Here is a 21,115-nt window from a genome sequence, read left to right on the forward strand (position 1 = left end):
CGCCTAGCGTCATTTAACTCGCCTGGCGTTAACTGATTCAGCGGTGTAAGGTGTTTCTGGTAAAGGCAAAGCTAGCCGTTCGACGTAATTCACTTTGATAGCGCCTTGGTACTCAAAATGCGTCACGATCGCGCTCAAGTGTTCCGATTTAGCGGGACGTTTAACGGGAAGCGAGACCTTCACCGGGCTCGGTGTGTTTTCCGCGCTACTTGTCACATAAATTGGCGTTTGCTCGATCCATCGGTACGCATCATCTAGCCATAGCCAATAAGCGGCTGCCGGCGCGCAACTGGTTGGCGTGTTGGGCAAATCCACCGTTAATTGTTGATCAGGATGGCCGATTAGTTTCACCCAAGGGCGCCGCGGTAATCCGTAAACGACCAAGCTGTAGTGCTGCCCACCTAAACGCAGTTCGTAAACACCTGGATCCACTTGGGTAAAAAGTTGTCCTGATTCAATTTCTTGAAATCCAGTTTGAGCGCCTAATATTTCACTGATCACCGTCTGACCATTGGGATCAGTGAGCGTAACCAAAGTTGCACGCGATACATGCTCAGCCGATAGTTTGATTTCATAACCTAGGCTTGATGCTCCTGCGCGTCGCACAAAAGAAATGGTAAGCCCTTGTGGAATATCCTTTCCATTCGGCTCAGTCAGGCGTTGACCACAATCTGTTTGATTGATGATCGCATGTTTGAGCGCGGCCCAATGCTGGGTAGCAATCTGTTCTTGCGATAGTGCAAAAATAAGCTCCTGCCAAGCAACAGTAGGTCGGTCGGCGGCTAATGCCTGGTAGGTCTGTTGCATGGGCGTATCACCAAACCAGGCTTGCTCAGCGTTTACTTTTACGCTTAGCATCGCGAATCCGAGAACCAGCAAGCGTCCCCATCGTGTCATAGCATCACCAATCGATAGCCCACTCCACGATGCGTCTCTATTGCTAAATCGGGCAATTTTTGTCGTAACCGCAACACATGATTATCCACAGTACGAGTGGTGGGAAACGCTTGATAACCCCAAATCTTGTTGAGTAATTCTTCACGATGAAAAACTCGCCCTGGGTTTTGTATTAACAATAATAACAGGTCAAATTCTTTCGGTTTCAACATCACGGATTCATTCTGCCAATAAACATTCCGCGATCCCGGCTCAACCTTGATCGGTCCATACAAAAGCTGGCTCTCGCCCAAAGGTCGAAGCTGGGCATAAATTCGCGCGAGCAACTCTTGATGTGAAAAAGGTTTAACCACATAGTCTTTTGCTCCTGCCATGAGTCCTTCAACTCGTTGTTCTACTTCAATTTTCGCGGTCAGTACAATAACAGGGAGCGCTTTTAAGGAAAGCCAGTGAGGAAGCTGAATCAAGCTATCACCGTCGGTCAGTTGCCGGTCTAAGATAACGAGATCGACGTGATACCAGTGCTTCTCTACCTTGTGGCTATCAACTAACCAAGTACATTGGAAACCGTGGCTCTCAAAAAATTGACGTAGGCCCTCACCCAACAAGGTGTCATCTTCAATCAATAGCAAATGGCTCATTGGGGTAACTCCAACATGCAGCAAGTAGGATGACGTCTAATCAAAAGTTTACCCCCCATTTGCCGCATTAACCGCGCGACTAAAAATAATCCAATCCCCATATTGTGCTCAGACTTTGGTGCTTTACAGCGGCGCCAAACGCGTTGCCACCATGAAGGAAAAGCACCATCATCATAGACACACACTCGAATTCGCTTGCCGACATGTACTCGGATCCAAACTTTATTGCCACCGTGTTGATGCGCATTTTGTATCAGATTTTTCAAACAAATAGAGAGCCAGTAGAAAGGCAATGTTAATGTCTTATCTTGGTTTAACGTGTAGTCAATGTCATAGCAGTCACACACGTTATCTAACCACTCGGATAACGAGGCTGTTTGCGTTTTAAACTGCTCGCTTTTATCGGTACTTAAATATCCCTTGCTGGTTTCCGTCAGTTGGTTGAGCCGTTGATGGTCGGCCAATAAACGCCACAACACATCTTGCGTACAGTCATCCAGCTTATCGAATTGATTGCGCAACATCTCAACCGTCAGACCCAAACTGGCAATGGGTGTTCGCAGTTCATGGGTGAGTAACTGGAGGATAAACTGGCGCTCGCGCCGCTGTTGGTACCTATCATAAACACTGCGCGCTAACCCCAGCACTAGCGCCCCAAAAATAGCCACCAAAATAGCAATCATGACGCCTCGATAAGCGGGATGTAACTGATTACAAATATTACCATATCGGTAGTCACAGCCCGTTGAGTGGGTCGATAGACTCAAACGATAGTTATCGGCGATCGACATCCATTGTGTGCGAGGTAACGCTTTCCACCCTTCTTCCCCATTTAACCACAGACGGTCTCCATCCAAATAGGCACGGTAACCGTTAAGCAAGGCATCACGCCCTGACTGACTAAGCGCGGCCAGTGCGTCATGCAAAGGGTGATTTTTATTGGCGAGAGTCACACGCTCTACCAGTTCAGGCGGTGGTGTCTTTATTGCGTAATGGCTTAAATAACGCTCGGCGTAACTCCCCCCAGCAGGATGAAGTAGCGGATTTTTTTCAAACCATTCAACCGGTAAGGGCTGTTCTCGACAAAGCGCAAGCTCGAAGCGCTGAGCAACTAACAGCCTTGGTACCACAATGCGCGGATTAGGTTGGCAGGTTTGAACGACCTGGTAGAGAGCGCTCAGATCTTGCCAATCAAAATGTTCAAAATCTGGATATTGTGCCTGGCTCACTAAAAGAGCTTGAGGATAAGCGTTTAAAGCCGGCTGAGCGACCATCAGGGTCCCTGCTTGCCACGCTTCATCGTAAAACCCCTTAAGCTGCGTTTGTAGATCGCTCGCCATCACTTGGCTACTCACCAAGATAGCTATCCATGCCACCCACATTCGCCTTATCACCACGTCACGCCTCCATTGGGCCCACTGCTGCCTGTATATTTAATGATCATAGTCGAGTCATGCCAGGCTGTGTCACCCAGGTGTCAACAGACGATGATAGAAGACAGACTCTCATATCATCCCAAAAAATCAGTTGGTTGTGCACATATCAGTTTGTTGTGTAAATAGGCGGTGGAATTCACAGGAAAATGATGGTGTATTGTTCGAGAAGCATTTGATTTTAGGGGGGAACAGAAAGGGCGGAGACCTCCCCAGCTACATCCCGGCACACACGTCCCAAGCGCGGGCTGCTTCCTTCCGGACCTGACCCAGTACACAAGATAGTGTTGCGGGAGAACCAAGGAGGCCTCCATCGATATGTCGTTAAGCTTGCTTAACTGCGGGGCATTATGTGGCAAGGCTGGATGCAATGCAAGGAGGATTCGTTTTCTTACCGATTAACTGTTGATCTTATAAGCAATTATCACTTAATCATCGTCTGAGTCTTCCAAGAGTAAATACTCACCTACCCAGATAGCCGCCAGCATAGTGGCCCACGCCACCAGTAACGACATCGTTAATTGATAGGGAACACGCCAAGCAATAACTAAAAACGGCACGCACGGCAAAATGTGCATCGCAGGGTGACGTGAAGCGGCTAAACGCGGTGTAAGCGCCACCCACTGTAACAGCCCAATCATCGCAACCACTGCCACGCTCCACAGCGCGGATGGCCACCCAACCGCCGCGGCCAGAATGGGAAGCACTAGCCAAGCGCCACGGCGAGGTGGTTGGTAGCCCGGCCAATATTGCATCGATAGCCATAACCCGCATAACGCCGCAAGTTGAAGAGCCAAAAACCAGGGAGCTCCGCCTAATTTTGCTTCCGACTGCAAAGCCATTATCCCTGCGAAAATAGCGAGCATCACAGCCCCAAGTAACCACTTAACATGGGGATGCCGGTCAGGATTAAACCATAAAGATAACGCTGGCAAGATCAGCAAAGTACTTGCCGCAAGCAAAGCAGGTAACTGCGGTAAAGAAAGGGCCAAGGCCGCCATTCCCAACAGCAATAACCAACTCGCCAATTTGTCTGGGTAGAAGAAAAACAACGCAGGCGCCATGATCGCTAGCCCATGTAAGGCATCGCCGGCACTGATACTTGCAGCAATAGCAATCGCTAGCACGATTGCGGGCCAAACTAATGAGGAAATCCGCATGCACACTCCTTGTGCTGTGGTCATGATTCCCAGTGTAGCGACTAGTTGTCGGATCGTACCAGCGTAATGGTTGGATCATAGGTATGATTCGTATCCGTGATCACTTTATTAACCGTATTGGTGATAAATAACGGGCGTTCACTGACATCAATTTGCGCGGTGATCACATAATCATGAGAAGCAGAAATTTGGCTTGGATCGTAATTTAGCGCGAAGTGGAGGGGCACTTGCTGACCTTCAGTCACAAAAGACTGTCGGCTAATCACTTTACCCGGCGAGTCCATTTTTTTTATTTCTACCAAACGCACAGTGACACTGGCAGTCTCGGGTAAAGCAAGGCGCTCACGATAGACCAAAGTACCAGAAATATTCGCTAAATCATTGGGTTGGCTATTACCAGAGCAAGCGGTAAACACTAGAGCAGTAAATAAGGCGAACAACAGAAACGTTAGTTTCTTCATTAAAGAATCCTCACCGAAACGCGTTTGAATGCGGCAAAAACGCTAAGGTTATGATAGCTTGAACAATAACAATGGAAGCATAGCATGAATCAAGGACTTATGAGCCAACCACTGACAGAACTCTTACAACTGCTGCAGCTTGAGCGATTAGACACCGGCCTATATCGCGGCCAAAGTGAGAATCTTGGACTGCCACAAGTGTATGGCGGGCAAGTGATTGGTCAAGCGCTCTCTGCCGCGAAAACATCCATCGAAGCCGATCGCTTTTTGCACTCATTTCACAGCTACTTCCTGCGTCCAGGCGACCCGGAACAACCGATCATCTATGATGTTGAGATACTCAGAGATGGAAAAAGTTTCAGTACTCGACGAATAAAAGCCGTACAGTACGGCAAACCGATTTTCTATCTTACCGCATCGTATCAAGAGGAAGAGGAAAGTTTCGAGCATCAAAACTCAATGCCGACAGACGTACCCGCTCCGGAAACTTTGCGCTCGGAGCAATCACTGGTCGCAGATATTGCCCACAAACTGCCCGCCAATGTTGTCAAAGCGTTTGGCAGTGATAAACCAATAGAAGTTCGCCCTGCGACTGTGATCAATCCACTGAAGCCAGAGACGGCCCCAGCGAAGCAATATCTCTGGATCCGTGCTAACGGTGAAGTCGGCGATGACTACCATGTCCACCAATACTTGCTGGGCTACGCGGCGGATTGGGGTTTTTTGGTCACTGCGCTACAACCTCACGGGGTAACATTACTGACCCCAGGCATGAAAGTGGCCACCATTGATCACTCCATGTGGTTCCACCGCCCATTTAGAATGGATGAGTGGTTGCTGTTTGCGATTGAAAGCCCCTCCGCCAGTGGTGCACGTGGATTTGTTCGCGGAGAGCTTTTTAACCAACAAGGTGACCTAGTGGCTTCTGCTACTCAAGAAGGATTAATGCGTAAGCTCCCCTAGCGCTCAGCGACGCTATTCGCGGCAAACAAGGGGCCTGAGCCCCTTTTTAATTCTCTTACCTATGACACGACTAAGCCTGCGCTTCTTCCTCAAGCGCCGCCAAGTGAGCGCTGGCTTGCTGAAGCTGGTACATCTGCCAGTAACGCCCTTGCTGGCGTAGCAAGCTTTGATGGCGCCCTTGCTCAATCACGCGGCCGCGATGCAAGACCAAGATGTTATCGGCCTCAGCAATAGTCGATAAACGGTGCGCAATCACTACCACTGTCATCTGCTGACGTAACCTATTTAATGCTTGCTGAACAAGCTCTTCGGTACCGGAATCGATATTGGCGGTGGCTTCATCAAGGATCAAGATTTTAGGCTGACGGACTAACACCCGCGCTAGAGCCAATAGCTGACGTTGCCCAGCTGAGAACGTCATTCCCCCCTCGCCCAATTGAGTCTTTAAACCAGCAGGTAAGCCTTTCACGTACTCTGCCAATGCTACTTGCTCTAATGCATGCCAAATCACAGCATCGTCCAGTGACTGGCCCAGCGCGATATTTTCTTTTAAGCTGCCAGTTAACATGTGCGGATCTTGTTGCACCATCGCCACGCCCTCGCGCAAACTTTGATGGCTTAAGGTTTCAATCGGCAAACCACCCAGCGTTAACGTGCCTTCTCCTGGGCGATAAAACCCCATGAGTAATGACGCTAAGGTTGATTTACCGCTCCCCGTATGACCCACCAGTGCCAGAAATCCGCCAGCAGGTACATTGACATTCACCTCTGACAATACTGGCGTTTCGCCATCATAAGAGAAGGATATATCACGCAGTACAATGGCACCGTCAGGAATCGGTGTACTGTCATGACCATATTGCTCAGGCGGCGTATCCATCATTTCAAACAATCGCTCCCCCGCTGAAATCGCCTGCTGAAGCAGTGATAATTGTTGCATCATCTCAATCAGCGGCTCAGTGATTCGACCCAGGTAACTCAAAAAAGCATAGAGCACCCCGACGCCAATCACTTCCATTCCACTGACGCCGAAAATTGCCACTAAGGACAGCAAGGCGGCTCCGGAGAGCAAATCAATCAAGGGACGCAAATAAATACCATTGAGACGCTGAATCGTGACCATGGCATCCAAGTGATCCGCGGTCATCGTTTGAAAGCGGGAAGAAAACGCCTGCTCTTGCTGCATCAATTGGATAAGATTCATGCCCTGTACCGACTCGTTCATCACCCCGTTGATATCAGCAAGTCGGTCTCGCGCTCGGCGATAGGCGGGCGCTGAGCGTTTTTGATACCGTACCATTACCAAGATGACACAGGGCAATAACACCAGCACGACTAACGTCAGTTCAATACTGAGCATCAGCATCGCCACCAGCATCACGCTAATCAAGGCGATGTTGCGTAAAAAAGTCGAAAGCACCGACACATACAGCTCTTTCAAGGATTCGGTATCATTGGTTAAGCGCGAGACAATCCGCCCCATCGGCACATAGTCAAACGCGGATAACGGCTGTTTGATAACGTTGGCAAACACGGTTTTTCGAATCCGCTGAATAATCGCCACCGCCATGGTGTTAAAGCGTAACTCGTACTGATACTGGAAGCCGGCCGAAACAATAGTGGATACAATGTACCCCACCGCAAGCGCCCACATGATCATCGCCGGATAATGGTCTTTGGCAACATAGCTATCAAGAAAGATTTGCACCAAATAAGGGCCGGTCACTTCCGCCACCGCGGCTACCAATAAGAAAATGGCGGCAATCACAAACTGGCGACGATCGCGACGCATATAGCTTAATAGCCGATATAAAATCTCTCGCTTAGTCATTGCGCGGCTCCTCATCGGCATCCAGTGCCGCTTCCAGCTGCTGATATTGATGCATTTCTTGATACCATCCTGGCTGTTGAATCAATTGACGATGCTGACCGCGCTCGCGTATTTGGCCATGACTAAGCACCACGATTTCGTCGGCGCTTTCCAAGGCCGATAAGCGGTGAGCAATCACGATCGTGGTACGCGTTTGTTGATGCTGTTGTAGATTCTGCAAAATCCGATGTTCGGTGTCACCATCAACCGCCGACAAGGCATCATCCAAAATCAAGCACTCGGCACCCACCAATAATGCGCGAGCAATCGAAATGCGCTGCTTTTGACCACCGGACAGAGTAATCCCCTTTTCTCCAACAGCCGTTTGATAGCCCTGCGGCAACTGACGAATATCCTCGTCAATACAAGCCAAATGGGCCGCGTGTTCAATCTCCGTTTGAGTTGCGTCGGGGCGACCGAGGGCGATGTTTTCCGCAATCGAGCGCGAGAACAAAAACGGTGTTTGCGTCACCACCGCAAAACGTTGTCGCCACGACGACAAATCAGCGTTCGCAATCGATACATCACCATAACGAATATCGCCTTTTTCCAACTTAGTCAGATGCAATAGAAGTTGTAACAAGGTGGATTTGCCACTGCCAACCGGGCCCGCAATCCCCAGCATTGCCCCAGGCGGGAGGATCACATGGATATCTTTGAGGGCAAAACTGTCATCCGGTTGCCACTTAAACTGCTCAATGGCCAGCGTCAACGGCTGCATGGTGTCAGGCAGCGGTGTGTCACCACCAACAATGTCTGGCTGCTCTTGCATCAGCGCATCAATACGGGTCCACGCCGCTCGGCCCCGTTCGATAATATTGAACAGCCAGGCGATCGCGAGCATCGGCCAAATCATCAAACCTTGGTACAAGGTAAACGCGGTAAGATCCCCCAGCGACATCGCACCCGTCGCCACCAAATAGCCACCACCGGAAACGGTAAAGAAAAACGACGCGCCAATGGTGCCTTGAATCACCGGCGAAAACAGCGCATCGACCCGCGCTACGGCGAGGTTTTTCTCCCCGGTACGATCCGCAACCTGGTCGAACTGATTCATTTGGTGCTGCTCTAGACCAAAGGCACGTACCATTCTAACCGCAGACAGTGAGGACTGACTCACCTCTGACAGCTCAGAAAACGCCGCTTGTGACTCGGTGAAGGTATGATGTAAACGGCGCCCAAACCGATTGACTAAAAAGGCCATCACCGGCATCGGCAACAGCGCTAAAATCGTCAGTTGCCAACTGATTTGGCTGACCATCACAATCAATACCGCCGCACCTGTGATAATGGAATCACCCGCGGTCAGGACTCCCTCTCCGGCGGTCATCACCACCGCTTTCACATCATTAGTGGAGCGCGCCATGATATCGCCACTCGGATAGCGACGGAAAAAATGCGGAGATTGGCGAGTAAAGTGATCATAAAGCCGATTACGCAGCACAGAGCCAAGCTCCGCCGCCGCACCGAAAAGCCACACTCGCCAAACAATGCGCAGCAGATACACCACCCCCCAGATAGCCAGCATGCCCGCTAATAGCCATAACAGTGTTTGCGTAGAAATATCCCCCGCAACCACGCCGTCGACCACATGGCCCACGGCCATCGGTGGGATCAGCTCGAAGACAGAGACAAATACCAAAATAATCATGGCGCCGACATAGCGACGCCATTCACGTTTAAAAAACCAGCCTAACTGCCAAAACACCTTCATGAGGGCTCCTTATTCTCCCCGCCTTTTATTATTTATCTGACCTATCCGATCGGTAGGGCGGTGGTGTATTTAAGTGCTTCCATTGCGAACGTTGATGTCACATTATTCAGACTTGGCACAGAATTGACCAGCTTTTTATAAAAATGATCAAATCGAGTCATATCAGCCACCTGCACCTTCATCATGTAATCATACTCACCTGCCATGCGATAGAATTCCATCACCTCAGGAAACTCAGTCACCACCTCCGTAAAGGTTTTGTACCACTGCTCACTGTGATCATTAGTTTTGATGTGGACGAAGGCGGTAAACGCGAGGCCAACGGTTTCGGGGTCAAGCAATGCCACCCGACCACGGATCACGCCTTGTGATTCCAGCCGTTTCAGCCGCTTCCAACAGGGAGTCGTGGTTAAATTCACCCGTTCGGCCAGCGCGGACACAGACCAGTTGGCATCTTCCTGCAGCGCCGCGAGTAAAGTGCGATCTATCTCATCTAATGTGACAACCATAAAAATATATTCTCTTTAATCGTTTTATATGAGTTTTATTTTCTCTTTTGGCGTCATTATAGAGCAAAAATAGCAAGGTTTTTATCCTGCGCTTTGCGTAAACTGGTACTAATCACGTATTCGGAGACGCATGATGACAACCCCACCTCTTTGCCATACTTGGGTCGGTAACGCGATTCGCCTGATTGAAGCGGACTTTAAACGCTCTGCAGATACCCATTTAATCAAGCTCGACCTCCCTAGCTTCGCGGATATCGATATCTATCTGAAAGACGAAAGTACCCATCCAACCGGTAGCCTAAAGCATCGCTTGGCGCGCTCTTTGTTTTTGTACGGCTTATGTAATGGTTGGATTGATGAACACACCACCATCATTGAAAGCTCATCAGGCAGTACTGCCATTTCCGAAGCGTATTTTGCTCGCCTACTTGGCTTACGGTTTATTGCTGTGGTGCCCAAAAACACTGCGTGTAAGAAGATTGAGCAAATTCGTTTTTATGGCGGTGAAGCGCACTTTGTCGAGCGGTCAGACCAAATCTATGCCGAGTCTCGCCGCCTTGCTAAAGAGCTCAATGGCCATTACATGGATCAGTTTACCTATGCCGAGCGAGCAACGGACTGGCGTAGCAATAACAACATTGCCAACCGTATTTTTGAGCAAATGCAGTACGAGCGCTTTCCGATCCCTCGCTGGATTGTGATGAGCCCAGGCACCGGCGGTACCTCGGCGACCATTGGCCGCTACATTCGCTATCGCTGCCAACCCACTCAACTGATGGTGGCCGATGCTGAGCACTCGGTATTTCACGATTACTTCCTCACCGGCGATAAAAACTTAACGACGGATGAGAGCAGTCGGATTGAAGGGATTGGACGGCCACGTGTCGAGCCCAGCTTTATTCCCGGCGTGATTGATAGAATGACCACAGTGCCGGACACTCACAGTATCGCCACCATTCACTGGCTAGAAAGCCAGCTTGGCCGCAAAGCCGGTGCGTCCACGGGTACTAACCTGTACGGCGTCTTGATGCTGGCGAATGAAATGCGCGCCAACGGCGAGAAAGGCTCTATCGTCACCTTACTATGTGACAGCGGCGAGCGCTACCTAGACACCTATTACAACCCTGATTGGGTACATGAGCACATTGGTGATCTCGACCAAGCGACCCATGATTTGCAGATCTTGTTGGGGTAACGCGCCATCGTCTATACAGACGTTTGATAAACAGGCGCATTAGTATACAAATCAGGTGTAGGTCGGCATAAGCGCCGGGACGATGTTAATCTTGTCACTCGGTGTAGCCGGCGCGCCCGTTGGCAATGTGCACATATCCATCCTCGAGCCGGGGCTTGTGTAATCGTCGCCAATGGCACCATCAATGTATAAATTTTGTCATTGTATGCATTCCCACGCAGGAGCGTGGGAACGAGCAATCGTCGCCGATGGCACCACCGATATAGAAACCAGGCGTAGGTCGGTATAAGCGCCAGCACAATGCCAATCATTATCACGATATGGGCCGCGCGCCATCCGACATCGGGGTCAAAATTGGCACCAATCGTAACAGGCGCAGTGCAACTGGCACCCGTTGACAATGTGCACATACCCATCATCGTGCTGGGGCTTGTGTCACCTACGCCAATGGAATCATCGACGTTAAATATTAACGCCTTGTGGCATCGTCGCCAATGGCACCACCGAAACATAAATTTCGTGTAGATCGGGCAAGCGCCGGGGCGATATTAATCTTGTCACTCGGTGTAGCCGGCGCGCCCGTTGCGTGGCGCCTTCGACATTTGAGCCAAACGATTAATAAAACTCACAACAAAGTGTCAACACGCTAGTCCGTATCTCTATCTATTCGCGCCTGCAGGGCATCAAACTTGTCGTGCAGGCGCATTAGCTCGAGCTCGAGTTTTAGGTTGATTTCGTAGGTGGCTTTTTGCTCCATCCTATCTTTTGCCGCTTGGCGGTTTTGCGACATCATGATGATAGGCGCTTGGAAAGCCGCCAGACTGGACAATCCTAGGTTAAGCAAAATAAATGGATAAGGATCAAAAGAAGTGTCCCCCACCAACCAAACCGTATTCACGACAATCCAGCCAATAATGAAAGCGAAGAAAAGTCCGATAAACGACCAAGAACCACCAAATGAGGCAATTTTATCCGCCACCATTTGCCCGGGTGTCAGACTTTCGTGAAAGGACTTGTTAACGTTTTCAGAGACAGACGTATTATTGGCAATGCTTTCAATGACTTTTTTCTCACCTGAACTCAGGCTACCAAACGGCTGGCCGAGCAAGGCTTTTGCTAAATTCTCAAAATACTTTTTCATTTTCCACTCCGTGTAAATACGCGCGACACGAAAAACGGTGTCGTGCGTACCTCTTCAATTAAGCGATTGAAATAGAGTAGGTTAATTTAGCAGCTTAGCAAGCTAATCTATAGCTTACGGTAAAAACTAAACCCGGCGGGCGCGAATGGTGCGGCCTTTCACTTTTCCATCATTCAACTTACGCAACGCGGCTTTAACGCAAGATTGTGACACTGCAATAAACGCCACATTATCGAGCACATTGATTTTACCCACCTGTTTACCGTCAATACCATCTTGACCGGTTAGTGCGCCTAAAATATCGCCCGCGCGTACTTTTTGCTTTTTACCCGAGTCAATCATCAAGGTTGCCATCTCAGGCTGGTAAGGCGCAGTGTCAAGCAAGTGCTGCGACGGCAGGGCTTCGGGGAGAAAATCGCGGTCATACTGATCGCCAATCATCGCCAGCTTATAGTGCTCAGCATCGTTATACAGCGAACACGCCACCCCTTTTTTGCCAGCGCGACCGGTACGGCCGACGCGGTGCACGTGAGTTTGCGGATCGTGGGCGAGTTGATAGTTGATCACCATATCCATGTCATCAATGTCTAAGCCTCGCGCGGCGACATCAGTGGCCACCAGCACGGACGCACTTTTGTTGGCAAATTTTACCAAAGTGCGCTCACGGCCACGCTGTTCAATATCGCCATGCAAGGCAACAGCGCTAAAACCATCATCTTCTAAGTTATCGCACACTTGTTGTGTTTGGACTTTGGTCGTACAGAACACCACACAACTTTGCGGCTGAAAGTGCAATAACAGTAGTTTTAACGCTTGGTAACGCTGCCTGTTGTCATCAACTTTATAGACGTGTTGCGAGATTGTACTTTGCGTTTGCACCTCATCCACTTTAACGGAGACAGGGTGGCTCAGCACTCGCTGGGCAATAGCATTGATCGAGCGCGGGAAGGTGGCGCTGAATAATAAGGTTTGGCGATGAGCGGGAACACGCGCAATGATAGCATCCAAGGTATCTTGGAAGCCCATATCCAGCATCTGATCGGCTTCATCCAACACCAAGGTTTCAACATCATCGAGGCGCAATGTACCCTTGCGTAAATGATCGTCGACACGCCCTGGAGTGCCGACAATAATGTGTGCACCATGCTCCAGTGAGCCAATTTGCGGGCCAATCGATACCCCGCCACACAGCGTCAGTACTTTGACATTATGGCGGCCACGCGCCAACTTGCGCATCTCCTCAGCGACTTGCTCGGCCAACTCACGGGTTGGACACAGCACCAAGGATTGCACGCGAAAGCGCTTCACGTTCAGTTTGGCTAACACGCCAAGGCTAAACGCCGCTGTTTTCCCTGAACCTGTCTTTGCTTGAGCAATAATGTCTTTACCATCGAGCACAGACGGCAAGCTCTGCGCCTGAATCGGTGTCATTTCGGTGTAACCCAGCGTCGCTAAGTTATCGAGTAAATCAGCAGGTAACGCGAGCGAGGAAAAAGCGGTATCAGTCAAAGTCGTATCCACAGCAAAAGTAAACAAAGCCGCGCCCAAGCACGGCCAAAAAGGGGGCGTATCATACCAGAATCTGGCTGCTGCCACATTAGTCGATTATAGCCACACGCTTTGCTCCCTACTTTGCCACTTTATTCATTCTGTTACGCAATTGTTAGACCAAGCTCCGTATTTACACTTGCCCAGCTTGTCTTGTCATTGTGCTTGGTGTGCAATCAAAGTACACAATAAAGGAGGATTGTCTTGTGGCAAATATCCCAGTAGAAAACTACCCACTCTCTCATACGCAGGCGATTGTTTGGAACGACATGGACGCCCTGCAACACATCAATAACACCGTGTACTTTCGCTATTTTGAAGATGTGCGCGTGGTGATGCTTGAAAAACTGGAAGTGTTCGAGCTAGCTAAACGACTGCATGTTGGCCCGGTGGTCGGCTCGACCCGCTGCGATTATCGCGCCCCTTTGGTGTATCCAGATACCATCACCACCGTGGCTTGGGTGGAAGATATTCAAGAAAAGCGCTATGCGATGAAGTATGAAATCTACAGTCACAATCAAGAACGCTGTGTGGCCGAAGGCGAGGCTTTGATTGTCTATTGCGATTTTAAAACCGGTAAAAGCTGTCCTATCCCAGCTGAAACGCTCGAAGGGTTAAAAGCCTTTGTGGCGAAATAGTAAGCATAGAGACGAGCACTGCGCGTTGCCTGACGTGACGCGCAGTCAGTAATCAATAGAGAATTTTTAAGTGTAATGACAAATTTAACGCAATAGTAAGAACTTACGTAGATCCTGTTCTGAACGCATGACGAATAAGATAAACACCGTGTCTTCTTCTTGCTTATAGAAAATACGACAAGGGTTCACCACCACCTCTCGGTAATTCAAGTGCGGTAGTTCAGGTGGCACCCGACCAGAATCAGGAAAAAGCACTAACCGCTCCACTGCGGTAAAGGCCGCTTGCACTAGCGCTTTCGCTGCAACCATGTTGTCCAGTGAAATATATTCAGCAACGTCATTCAGATCCGCCAACGCAGGCTCAGTCCAAACTATTTGAGCCATTTGGACATTTGTTCTTTGGCATCATGGTGACTCAAGAGCTTCTCTTCGGTAATTGCGCGCTCGCCACGCGCGATCCCTTCTAAGATAGCAAGACGGCGCTGCATTAATTCGTAATCATCCACACTTAATAAGTACGCTGAAGGCTTACCATGTTCGGTGATCAAAACAGGCTCTTTATTCGCCTTCAATTCAGACAAAATTTTGGTTGCCTGACGCTTCAGTGTGGTCACAAGTTCTACTTTCATCGCTCGCCCGAACAGTGGCATTAAAGTATCAGTATTGTAGCACTTAAGTATCACTGAAAAAGTTTTTTTTGATTCGCCTTATCAGCGACCGTCATTTCAAACAAATCTCTTCAGGCTCGCCCACTCTAGTCACAGACGGCGCGCCTGGGGCGTTCCAGCGAAACAAGGTAACATGCCAAGTGATGGGATCTTTTCGCGATGGGTCAATTAAGCCAATTTCATTACCGCTTCTGAGCTTATCGGCAACCCGCCAACTGGATGGTGATTCGCCATTTGCTAAGGCAGCTTGCCAGTCAACGCTGGATAAGGCTTTGTATTGCTGAAGTTCAGGGTGACGTAAATCCACCAGCTCACAAGGTTCGACCTGATACCGCACGAGCACGCGTGGCGTCGTGACTTTTGCATGGCCACGCGCGCACTCTCTGCACTCTCAGTCAAATACAGCGCGCTTTCACCCTGACGATTATACCGACCGCTCGGTCTGTCTTTACTTTCGCGCACCAAGGCAGCGTCGATGTGATCAGGGTGACATACTCTGACAAAAATACCCGAGATAGGCGTGCGGCACAGGCAGGGGATAGTTTTCGGTTCAAGTCCGTCCATGACTTGTGAATGTCCTTTATAAATCAATTATCAAGACGTAGCTTAGCAAACAAAGAGGGTACAAATTGCGTGCTGACTAGCGGATTGCATCATCGCATCTGGCTTGCTGTCGATACCACACAGGGGTACCATCCGTGCTCTGTGTAACACTGGGTGAGCAGCACCGCCAGAGGACAAACCGATGAAAAAAGCCGTTGTGGTATTTAGCGGAGGACAGGACTCAACCACCTGTTTGATTCAAGCGCAGGCAGAGTACGACGAAGTGCATTGCCTCACTTTCGACTATAACCAGCGTCACAAGCAAGAAATTGACGTTGCCCGTGAGATTGCTGCAAACCGCAAAGTCAGTGCGCACAAGGTATTAGATGTTGGCTTGCTCAACGAATTAGCGATTAGCTCGCTCACACGCGACAACATTCCCGTTTCTAACGCGCTTAACGAAAACGGCCTGCCCAATTCTTTTGTGCCGGGACGGAATATCTTGTTTTTGACTTTGGCCGGCATCTACGCCTATCAAATTGGCGCTGAGGCAGTGATCACCGGTGTCTGCGAAACCGACTTTTCTGGCTACCCAGATTGTCGCAACGATTTTATTCAATCAATGCAGCAAGCCCTTGAGCAAGGCATGGATAGACAACTCGCATTAGTGACGCCGCTGATGTGGCTGAATAAAGCCGAGACCTGGGCACTGGCCGACCAGTATCACGCCCTCGATTTTGTGCGCGACCACACCCTAACCTGTTATAACGGGATTAAAGGCACTGGCTGTGGTGAATGTCCAGCCTGCCACTTGCGTCAGCGTGGCTTAGATGACTACCTCGCCAATCAAACGGACGTACAAGCCGCACTGCAATGCAAACAAGCCGAAAACGCGTAACAACGAGCATCCTTGGTAGCAACAAGAAATAAAAAACCGCCTCATCGCGAGGCGGTTTTTGTATCGAGCATACAACAGCGGCTATTTACGCGGCTCATCATGCGGATGGGTATCAAACTCACCATGACTGGTCCGATGCACGGTTTCCACTGCCAACGCTTTATCTAATTGCTGCGCCACATACTCAGGCGAATGGGTATGTACCGAGAGCAAGCGATACATCGCTGGGATCACCAGCAAGGTGACAAAGGTCGCAAAGGCCATGCCGGTGAAGATCACCGTCCCAACCGCGATACGACTCTCTGCCCCCGCCCCGGTTGACAGGATCAGCGGGATCATCCCTGCCAAGGTGGTAAACGCCGTCATCAAAATCGGTCGCAAGCGACGGACTGACGCATCGATAATCGCTTTTTCAAATGCAATACCACGATCACGCAATTGGTTGGCAAACTCCACGATTAAGATACCGTTTTTCGTCACCATCCCAATCAGCATGATCAAACCAATTTGGCTATAGATATTGATCCCTTGGTTGGTCAGCCACAAACCTAAAAAGCCACCTAGCATCCCCATGGGCACCGTCAACATCACTACCAAGGGGTTGATAAAGCTTTCAAATTGCGCCGCTAACACCAAGTACGATACCAAGAGGGCTAAACCAAACACCACCAGCACACTGGTTTGGTTGTCCCGAAAATCTTTCGACTCGCCCGAGTAGCCCACCGAGATATCAGCTGGCAGCGTCTCGGCCGCCGCGGAGTCGAGATAATCGAGTGCTTGGCCGAGCGTCACATCCTCACCTAAGTGCGCCGATAAGGTGATCGATTTTTGCTTGTTGGTATGGCTTAGACGCTGCGCAGAGGCGGTTTCTTCCACCGTGGTTACCGCATCCAGCGAGACCAATTGACCACTACGACTGCGCATATAGATACGACTCAGATCGCTCTTGCTGCTAAACGCATTTTCATCGCCACGGACATACACATCATATTCTTCACCGCGATCCACATAGCTGGTCTGCGCGCGACCACCTAACATGACTTCCAAGGTGTCGGAGACGTCCCGTACCGAAATGCCAAGTTCAGACGCACGACGGCGGTCTACTTTGACGACTAGCTCAGGCGTATTTTGGCTGTAGTCATAGTCTGGGCTATCAATCATGCCCGCATCACGACTCATTTCACCCAAGGTCTCAGCCCAGCGATGCAACTCAGGGTAGTCTGGGCCGCTGAGTACAAATTGCACCGGCTCAGAGCTTCGACCGCCAAAACCAGGGGCAAATGGGAAGACTTGCACATCTGGCACGCCATTCAGTACCTGACGCACTTCCCCGAGAATGGCTTGTGCTGAACGGTCGCGCTCATCCCAATCCGGTAAAAGCATGATCACAAAGCCGGTTTGATCGCCGGCACGACCACCAAACGCGGGCGTCTGCAAGCTCACCGAACTCAAGGTGCCCGCTTCCACCAGTGGCATTAAGCGCTGTTCAATTTGCTCAATGTTGCCCACCATGCGGTTATAAGCCGTCCCTTCAGCGCCTTTCACAAAGGCTAACAGTACACCACGGTCTTCTTGCGGCACCAACTGAGACGGTAAAGATTGCATTAACGCCCCACTGCCACCAAGGCAAAGTAGGATTACTACTGGGGCCATCCAACGCCAGCGCAGCACCTGCACTAAAGCGCGCCGATAATAGCTTTCAAGCCGCTCAAACCCACGTGTCACAATGCGGTTGACCGGACTGGATGACACATTTAAGCGCAGTAACTTACTGCCCAGCACGGGCGTCAGCGTCAGAGCAATCAAGGATGAACACAACACGGTCACGGCCAGCATCACCGCAAATTCTGTGAATAGCTTGCCTATCATGCCGTCCATATAGGTAATGGGTAAGAACACCATCACCAGCACCGCCGTGGTCGCAATCACCGCAAAGCCAACTTCTCGCGCCCCGCGGTACGCGGCCACCAAGGGTTTATCGCCTTGCTGTAAATGATGGAAGATATTTTCGACCACCACGATGGCATCATCCACCACTAACCCAATCGCTAAGATCAGCGCCATTAAGGTAAGAAGATTAATCGAGAACCCCAATGCTGAGGCAACGATAAAGGCCGAAATCAATGACACAGGCACGGTCACCGCGGGAATCAGTGTCGCACGCGCTTGGCCGATAAAGATATACAATACCAGCACCACCAACGCACCAGTAATAAAGAGCGTGCTGTACACTTCCTCTATCGATCGCTCGATAAATATGGTGGTGTCATAATCGACCCACAGACGCGTGCCTTCAGGGAGAAACGCCTGCATATCATCCACGAGCTTATGGGCACGATCAGAGATATCAAGCGGATTGGCATCGGATTGTGGGATCAAGGCCAAACTCAGGTTGTTGATACCATTGTTTTTATAGGTCGCATCTTCATTGCGTGAACCAATCGCCACGTCCGCCACGTCCGACAAATAAATCGCGGTGCCATCGGCTGTGGTTCGTATCACCAGCTGTTTAAAATCTTCCGCATCACGATACAAACGATCGCTACGCACCGGCATGGTCATCACGTCATTGCGGATTTCCCCGCCCGGGCTTTCTAGGTTTTCCTCCCGCAATGCATCGAGAATATCTTGGGTCGTGACGCCATGTCCTGCCATCTGCGTCGGATCCAGTTTCACATACATCACTTTATACAGCGCACCGTATAAATCGACCGAGCTTACGCCGGAGATCAAACTGAACCTATCTTCCAGGGTGCGCTGGGCGTATTCGGTGAGCTGGTTGCGATCCATTTCCGATGAGGCGAGATTAATGTATATCGCGGCCTCACCGGTGCCGTTATCTTTATACACAATCGGATCATTGGCATCATCGGGCAGTCCACCTTGCGCACGCGCCACCGCATCGCGCACATCACTCACGCCTTCAGTCAGTGGATGATCGAGATTAAATTCCACCGTGATACGCGATGAGCCATTACGACTGACTGACGTAATTTCATCAATACCGCTGATCCCGGACAGCTCATCTTCAATCAACTGTGTGACTTGGCTTTCCATAATGCTTGCCGACGCGCCCGAATATCCGGTGTAAATACTCACCACAGGGCTATCAATATCCGGCATCTCACGCACAGAGAGCGTCGAAAAAGACACAGCACCAAACACACATAGCAGTAAACTCAAAACCACCGCCATCACCGGCCGCTTCACCGACACATCAGATAACCACATTAGCTGGCCTCCGTCTCAGATGCGGTCTCATCGACACGGCTTTGATCATCAGCTTGATGTTTAGGCGCTTCTGCATTTAACACTGATACTTGTGCGCCATCGCGCATGTTCACCAAGCCTTGTATGACGATGTTTTGCCCCGGTTCAAGTCCTTTACTCACTACCACTTGGTTATCAATGCGTGCACCGAGGGTAATTTCGGTACGATGGGCGATACCTTCATCATCAACACGAAACACATAGCGACGGGTGCCGGAATACTGCAGCGCTTGCACCGGGACAATCACCGCTTGCTGTTGTGGTAAGGCCAATTTTGCTTCCATCAGCATACCAGGTTGCAGTTGGCTTTCAGGGTTATCCAACGCGACCCGGACACCAACAGATAACGCGTCTTGATTGATACGAGAGTCCACGACCCGAATCTCACCATTGAACGTTTTGTCCGGCCAAGCTTGGGAGGTCACTACCACCGGCATATCAGGATATAAGCGGCTGAAATACTGCTCTGGGACTTGAATATCCAGATTCATACGCGACAGATTATCGAGACTGAACAAGGTTTCACCGATGTCCACACGCTGACCGACGCTAAGATCAAACAAACCGATACGCCCGGAAAATGGCGCGGTTAGGCGATGATCATCTAAATCAGATTGCGCCGACTGCAAACGGGCTTTGGCAATGTTGACGCTGGCTTGTTGTGCTTCCAACTCGGTTTGCGTCAATGCTCCGCGCTGCGCCAGCTTGTTGTATTCTTTAAGTTTACGCATTTCATCATTCAGATAGGCCGACGCTTCCAACACAGCCGCTTGGGCTTTAGCACGGTTAAATGTCACCAAAGGTGCGCCCTTTTCAACCGTTTCCCCCGGCTGCACATGGACGGTTTCAATCCGTGCCGACACTTCCGATTCAATACTGATCTGTTGATGAGCTTTGACGTTTCCCACTAACGACAGAGACGGTGAAACAGACTGGGTTTCTACCGGCGCGGTCATCACATCCACAGAGCGAGCGCCTGGTGGTGGCGCAGATGTCTCGTCGGTCGATGGCGCCGAGTCACCAAACTGCCAGTACGCGATCCCCGCCAACACAGCGACGCCCAATAGCATCCATTTTTTCATTGCATGACACCTTATTATTTGAATAGCACCAGTGTACTGATCTACTTTTTTTTGTCCTTAAAGAATTGTAAAGACGTTGTTTTTTATCGTTATTACATCCAAATTCGAGATTTAGCTACATAGCATTCAGACTGTGAAAACTCTGGCAGGTTTCAAAAAGCGATAAAAACAACGCTTATCGCTGATTTTGGACGCAAGGCGTTGAAAAAAACACCAACCGCATTCTGAGATTAAGAAAACCCTTTACAGCTCCAATCGGTTTGGTAAGATTCGCCTCAATCGCGTGGTGGAGTTCCCGAGCGGTCAAAGGGATCAGACTGTAAATCTGACGGCTCAGCCTTCGAAGGTTCGAATCCTTCCTCCACCACCAATTTTACAAAGCAAGACTCCGTGGTGGAGTTCCCGAGCGGTCAAAGGGATCAGACTGTAAATCTGACGGCTCAGCCTTCGAAGGTTCGAATCCTTCCTCCACCACCATTTTATA

At 50.1% G+C, this 21,115-nt stretch carries 19 protein-coding genes, 2 tRNA genes and 1 other RNA gene; 6 read left to right on the top strand and 16 right to left on the bottom strand.

Going from position 1 to position 21,115, the window contains the following annotated elements; genetic code table 11:
- Nucleotides 1-9: 9 nt before the first annotated feature.
- From BZJ21_RS00585 to BZJ21_RS00610, 6 genes are all read right to left on the bottom strand, one after another.
- Nucleotides 10-897 carry a DUF2861 family protein gene (locus BZJ21_RS00585; protein WP_021023830.1) on the bottom strand — a complete coding sequence of 296 codons (888 nt, stop codon included), beginning with the start codon at nucleotides 895-897 and terminating at the stop codon, nucleotides 10-12.
- On the bottom strand, nucleotides 894-1,538 hold the full coding sequence (locus BZJ21_RS00590) for a response regulator transcription factor (protein WP_077668868.1): 645 nt from the start codon (nucleotides 1,536-1,538) through the stop codon (nucleotides 894-896). The genes BZJ21_RS00585 and BZJ21_RS00590 overlap by 4 nt, the downstream gene beginning before the upstream one ends.
- Nucleotides 1,535-2,914 carry an ATP-binding protein gene (locus tag BZJ21_RS00595; RefSeq protein ID WP_236719486.1) on the bottom strand — a complete coding sequence of 460 codons (1,380 nt, stop codon included), beginning with the start codon at nucleotides 2,912-2,914 and terminating at the stop codon, nucleotides 1,535-1,537. The genes BZJ21_RS00590 and BZJ21_RS00595 overlap by 4 nt, the downstream gene beginning before the upstream one ends.
- 264 nt (nucleotides 2,915-3,178) lie before the next feature.
- Nucleotides 3,179-3,275, bottom strand: an RNA gene (gene ffs, locus BZJ21_RS00600) — signal recognition particle sRNA small type.
- Between the two features lie 124 nt (nucleotides 3,276-3,399).
- Complete coding sequence (locus BZJ21_RS00605) at nucleotides 3,400-4,131, bottom strand: VP0952 family biofilm-associated protein (RefSeq protein ID WP_077668869.1); 732 nt, start codon at nucleotides 4,129-4,131, stop codon at nucleotides 3,400-3,402.
- Between the two features lie 41 nt (nucleotides 4,132-4,172).
- Nucleotides 4,173-4,592 carry a YbaY family lipoprotein gene (locus BZJ21_RS00610; RefSeq protein ID WP_021023827.1) on the bottom strand — a complete coding sequence of 140 codons (420 nt, stop codon included), beginning with the start codon at nucleotides 4,590-4,592 and terminating at the stop codon, nucleotides 4,173-4,175.
- A gap of 99 nt (nucleotides 4,593-4,691) precedes the next feature.
- Between BZJ21_RS00610 and tesB the strand changes: the two genes are divergently transcribed.
- Nucleotides 4,692-5,555, top strand: a complete 864-nt coding sequence (tesB, locus tag BZJ21_RS00615; protein WP_077660955.1) for an acyl-CoA thioesterase II — start codon at nucleotides 4,692-4,694, stop codon at nucleotides 5,553-5,555.
- Nucleotides 5,556-5,625: 70 nt separating this feature from the next.
- Here tesB and BZJ21_RS00620 read toward each other — a convergent pair whose 3' ends face one another.
- The 3 genes from BZJ21_RS00620 to BZJ21_RS00630 are packed head-to-tail and all read right to left on the bottom strand — an operon-like array spanning nucleotide 5,626 to nucleotide 9,648.
- Nucleotides 5,626-7,386, bottom strand: coding sequence for an ABC transporter transmembrane domain-containing protein (locus tag BZJ21_RS00620; RefSeq protein ID WP_077668870.1), 1,761 nt, complete (start codon nucleotides 7,384-7,386; stop codon nucleotides 5,626-5,628).
- Nucleotides 7,379-9,139 carry an ABC transporter transmembrane domain-containing protein gene (locus BZJ21_RS00625; RefSeq protein WP_077668871.1) on the bottom strand — a complete coding sequence of 587 codons (1,761 nt, stop codon included), beginning with the start codon at nucleotides 9,137-9,139 and terminating at the stop codon, nucleotides 7,379-7,381. The genes BZJ21_RS00620 and BZJ21_RS00625 overlap by 8 nt, the downstream gene beginning before the upstream one ends.
- Before the next feature lie 41 nt (nucleotides 9,140-9,180).
- Nucleotides 9,181-9,648: an Lrp/AsnC family transcriptional regulator gene (locus tag BZJ21_RS00630; RefSeq protein WP_021023823.1), complete on the bottom strand. Its 468-nt coding sequence runs from the start codon at nucleotides 9,646-9,648 to the stop codon at nucleotides 9,181-9,183.
- Nucleotides 9,649-9,781: 133 nt separating this feature from the next.
- Here BZJ21_RS00630 and BZJ21_RS00635 point away from each other — a divergent pair, with 133 nt between their 5' ends.
- Nucleotides 9,782-10,843: a PLP-dependent cysteine synthase family protein gene (locus tag BZJ21_RS00635; RefSeq protein ID WP_077668872.1), complete on the top strand. Its 1,062-nt coding sequence runs from the start codon at nucleotides 9,782-9,784 to the stop codon at nucleotides 10,841-10,843.
- Between the two features lie 646 nt (nucleotides 10,844-11,489).
- On the opposite strand, the gene BZJ21_RS00640 is transcribed toward BZJ21_RS00635, so the two are convergent.
- Both BZJ21_RS00640 and dbpA read right to left on the bottom strand, forming a co-directional pair.
- Complete coding sequence (locus BZJ21_RS00640) at nucleotides 11,490-11,984, bottom strand: DUF1003 domain-containing protein (protein ID WP_021024566.1); 495 nt, start codon at nucleotides 11,982-11,984, stop codon at nucleotides 11,490-11,492.
- Nucleotides 11,985-12,110: 126 nt separating this feature from the next.
- Entirely contained in the window at nucleotides 12,111-13,493 is a 1,383-nt protein-coding gene (gene dbpA / locus BZJ21_RS00645) for an ATP-dependent RNA helicase DbpA (protein ID WP_028569799.1), read from the bottom strand.
- Nucleotides 13,494-13,738: 245 nt separating this feature from the next.
- Here dbpA and BZJ21_RS00650 point away from each other — a divergent pair, with 245 nt between their 5' ends.
- Nucleotides 13,739-14,170, top strand: coding sequence for an acyl-CoA thioesterase (locus BZJ21_RS00650; RefSeq protein WP_021024564.1), 432 nt, complete (start codon nucleotides 13,739-13,741; stop codon nucleotides 14,168-14,170).
- Between the two features lie 84 nt (nucleotides 14,171-14,254).
- Here BZJ21_RS00650 and BZJ21_RS00655 read toward each other — a convergent pair whose 3' ends face one another.
- The 3 genes from BZJ21_RS00655 to BZJ21_RS00665 form a co-directional block, all read right to left on the bottom strand.
- A complete protein-coding gene (locus BZJ21_RS00655; protein ID WP_077668873.1) occupies nucleotides 14,255-14,554 on the bottom strand; it encodes a type II toxin-antitoxin system RelE/ParE family toxin in 300 nt (99 codons plus the stop codon).
- Nucleotides 14,542-14,799: a type II toxin-antitoxin system Phd/YefM family antitoxin gene (locus BZJ21_RS00660; protein ID WP_077668880.1), complete on the bottom strand. Its 258-nt coding sequence runs from the start codon at nucleotides 14,797-14,799 to the stop codon at nucleotides 14,542-14,544. Before BZJ21_RS00660 ends, BZJ21_RS00655 begins: the two co-directional genes overlap by 13 nt.
- 91 nt (nucleotides 14,800-14,890) lie before the next feature.
- Entirely contained in the window at nucleotides 14,891-15,181 is a 291-nt protein-coding gene (locus tag BZJ21_RS00665) for an RES domain-containing protein (RefSeq protein WP_077668874.1), read from the bottom strand.
- Nucleotides 15,182-15,583: 402 nt separating this feature from the next.
- Between BZJ21_RS00665 and queC the strand changes: the two genes are divergently transcribed.
- On the top strand, nucleotides 15,584-16,279 hold the full coding sequence (gene queC / locus BZJ21_RS00670; RefSeq protein WP_077668875.1) for a 7-cyano-7-deazaguanine synthase QueC: 696 nt from the start codon (nucleotides 15,584-15,586) through the stop codon (nucleotides 16,277-16,279).
- Between the two features lie 81 nt (nucleotides 16,280-16,360).
- Here queC and BZJ21_RS00675 read toward each other — a convergent pair whose 3' ends face one another.
- Both BZJ21_RS00675 and BZJ21_RS00680 read right to left on the bottom strand, forming a co-directional pair.
- The gene (locus BZJ21_RS00675; protein WP_077668876.1) at nucleotides 16,361-19,510 is read right to left on the bottom strand and encodes a multidrug efflux RND transporter permease subunit; all 3,150 of its coding nucleotides are present in this window, start codon (nucleotides 19,508-19,510) and stop codon (nucleotides 16,361-16,363) included.
- Complete coding sequence (locus BZJ21_RS00680; RefSeq protein WP_077668877.1) at nucleotides 19,510-20,631, bottom strand: efflux RND transporter periplasmic adaptor subunit; 1,122 nt, start codon at nucleotides 20,629-20,631, stop codon at nucleotides 19,510-19,512. The genes BZJ21_RS00675 and BZJ21_RS00680 overlap by 1 nt, the downstream gene beginning before the upstream one ends.
- Before the next feature lie 285 nt (nucleotides 20,632-20,916).
- Between BZJ21_RS00680 and BZJ21_RS00685 the strand changes: the two genes are divergently transcribed.
- A tRNA-Tyr gene (locus BZJ21_RS00685) sits at nucleotides 20,917-21,001 on the top strand.
- A 22-nt stretch (nucleotides 21,002-21,023) separates the two neighbouring features.
- Nucleotides 21,024-21,108: transfer RNA gene (locus tag BZJ21_RS00690), tRNA-Tyr, on the top strand.
- The last annotated feature ends 7 nt before the right edge of the window (nucleotides 21,109-21,115 follow it).

Origin of the sequence: Salinivibrio costicola subsp. alcaliphilus (assembly GCF_001996185.1) — a bacterium.
GTDB lineage: Bacteria > Pseudomonadota > Gammaproteobacteria > Enterobacterales > Vibrionaceae > Salinivibrio > Salinivibrio costicola.

What these genes read in the sequence shown, in the direction of transcription:
- BZJ21_RS00585 (WP_021023830.1), bottom strand. Translation starts at nt 897, where the DNA reads ATGACACGATGGGGACGCTTGCTGGTTCTCGGATTCGCGATGCTAAGC.
- BZJ21_RS00590 (WP_077668868.1), bottom strand. Translation starts at nt 1,538, where the DNA reads ATGAGCCATTTGCTATTGATTGAAGATGACACCTTGTTGGGTGAGGGC.
- BZJ21_RS00605 (WP_077668869.1), bottom strand. Translation starts at nt 4,131, where the DNA reads ATGCGGATTTCCTCATTAGTTTGGCCCGCAATCGTGCTAGCGATTGCT.
- BZJ21_RS00610 (WP_021023827.1), bottom strand. Translation starts at nt 4,592, where the DNA reads ATGAAGAAACTAACGTTTCTGTTGTTCGCCTTATTTACTGCTCTAGTG.
- tesB (WP_077660955.1), top strand. Translation starts at nt 4,692, where the DNA reads ATGAGCCAACCACTGACAGAACTCTTACAACTGCTGCAGCTTGAGCGA.
- BZJ21_RS00620 (WP_077668870.1), bottom strand. Translation starts at nt 7,386, where the DNA reads ATGACTAAGCGAGAGATTTTATATCGGCTATTAAGCTATATGCGTCGC.
- BZJ21_RS00625 (WP_077668871.1), bottom strand. Translation starts at nt 9,139, where the DNA reads ATGAAGGTGTTTTGGCAGTTAGGCTGGTTTTTTAAACGTGAATGGCGT.
- BZJ21_RS00630 (WP_021023823.1), bottom strand. Translation starts at nt 9,648, where the DNA reads ATGGTTGTCACATTAGATGAGATAGATCGCACTTTACTCGCGGCGCTG.
- BZJ21_RS00635 (WP_077668872.1), top strand. Translation starts at nt 9,782, where the DNA reads ATGACAACCCCACCTCTTTGCCATACTTGGGTCGGTAACGCGATTCGC.
- BZJ21_RS00640 (WP_021024566.1), bottom strand. Translation starts at nt 11,984, where the DNA reads ATGAAAAAGTATTTTGAGAATTTAGCAAAAGCCTTGCTCGGCCAGCCG.
- BZJ21_RS00655 (WP_077668873.1), bottom strand. Translation starts at nt 14,554, where the DNA reads ATGGCTCAAATAGTTTGGACTGAGCCTGCGTTGGCGGATCTGAATGAC.
- BZJ21_RS00660 (WP_077668880.1), bottom strand. Translation starts at nt 14,799, where the DNA reads ATGAAAGTAGAACTTGTGACCACACTGAAGCGTCAGGCAACCAAAATT.
- queC (WP_077668875.1), top strand. Translation starts at nt 15,584, where the DNA reads ATGAAAAAAGCCGTTGTGGTATTTAGCGGAGGACAGGACTCAACCACC.
- BZJ21_RS00675 (WP_077668876.1), bottom strand. Translation starts at nt 19,510, where the DNA reads ATGTGGTTATCTGATGTGTCGGTGAAGCGGCCGGTGATGGCGGTGGTT.
- BZJ21_RS00680 (WP_077668877.1), bottom strand. Translation starts at nt 20,631, where the DNA reads ATGAAAAAATGGATGCTATTGGGCGTCGCTGTGTTGGCGGGGATCGCG.